General features: G+C 75.3%; 2 protein-coding genes. One reads left to right on the plus strand and one right to left on the minus strand.

All coding sequences use genetic code 11. The features are described from left to right. The coding region (locus tag AB0O00_RS40895; RefSeq protein ID WP_363659723.1) for a UDP-N-acetylglucosamine--N-acetylmuramyl-(pentapeptide) pyrophosphoryl-undecaprenol N-acetylglucosamine transferase at positions 1-756 on the minus strand (756 nt) is incomplete at its 3' end. 63 nt (positions 757-819) lie between these two features. Between AB0O00_RS40895 and AB0O00_RS40900 the strand changes: the two genes are divergently transcribed. Then, positions 820-1,114: response regulator (locus AB0O00_RS40900; protein ID WP_363659724.1), on the plus strand; the 295-nt coding region annotated here is incomplete at its 3' end.

Raw genomic sequence — 1,114 nt, forward strand, 5'->3', positions numbered from 1 at the left:
CACCCCGGGGAGCGCCGCCGGACCGGTCTTGACCAGCAGCCGCCGGTCCGTGCGGTGGCGCCAGCGCCCGGCCAGCTCGACGGCCGCCGCGGTCAGCCGCGCCGCCCCCAGGCTGCCGCCGTTGAGCACCAGCAGCCCGGCGCCCTCCGGCACGCCGAAGTGCCGCCGCGCCTCGGCCCGCAGCGCCGCCCGCTCCAGCCGGGCCACCGCCCCCACCAGCGGCATCCCGACCGTCTGCACCTCCCGCCCGGCCGGCAGGTGCTCCCGCGTGCGGTCGAAGGCGAGCGCCACGTGCGGGGTGAGCCGGGCGGCGAACCGGTTGGCCCGCCCGGGCACCGCGTTCGACTCGTGCACCACGCTCGGCAGCCCCGCCATCCGCGCACCCACGATCACCGGCGCACTCGGGTACCCGCCCATCCCCACCGCCACCTGCGCGCCCTGCTCCCGCAGGATCTCCCGGCACCGCCGGCCCGAACGCACCAGCGCCGCCGGCAGCAGGTAGCGCCGCGGGCCCAGCGAGGCGTCGAAGGGGATCATGTCGACGGTGTGCAGCCGGTGGCCCGCCTGCGGGATCAGCGTCGTCTCCAGGCCGCGCTCGGTGCCCACGAAGGAGATCACCGCCCGCGGATCGGCCCGGCGCAGTGCCTCCGCCAGCGCCAGGCCCGGGTAGATGTGTCCACCCGTGCCGCCCGCCCCGATCACCACCGACAGCGGCGGATGCTCCTCGGGGCTCTCGTGTTCTGTCGTCGTCCACATGCCGACGAGCCTGCTCAGGCCGTATAAGAGACTTCTCAGAGACGATTTGAGAGGCTGGCCCACATGATCAACGGGCAAGCCAACGGGCAACGAGTGCTGGTCGTCGACGACGACCCCGAGGTGCGCGCCGCCGTCGAGGACGGCCTCGCCATCGAGGGCTACCAGGTGCGCGGCGCCGCCGACGGCCTCGCCGCCCTCACCGAAGTCGCCTCCTGGCAGCCCGACGCCATGGTCCTCGACCTCCTCATGCCCGTCCTCGACGGCCTCGCCGTCTGCCGCCGCCTGCGCGCCCTCGGCGACCGCATCCCCATCCTCGTCCTCACCGCCCGCGACTCCGTCAGCGAACGCGTCGACGGCC

The sequence above is a fragment of the Kitasatospora sp. NPDC093558 genome (assembly GCF_040683475.1).
In the GTDB taxonomy this organism is placed as follows: Bacteria; Actinomycetota; Actinomycetes; order Streptomycetales; family Streptomycetaceae; genus Kitasatospora.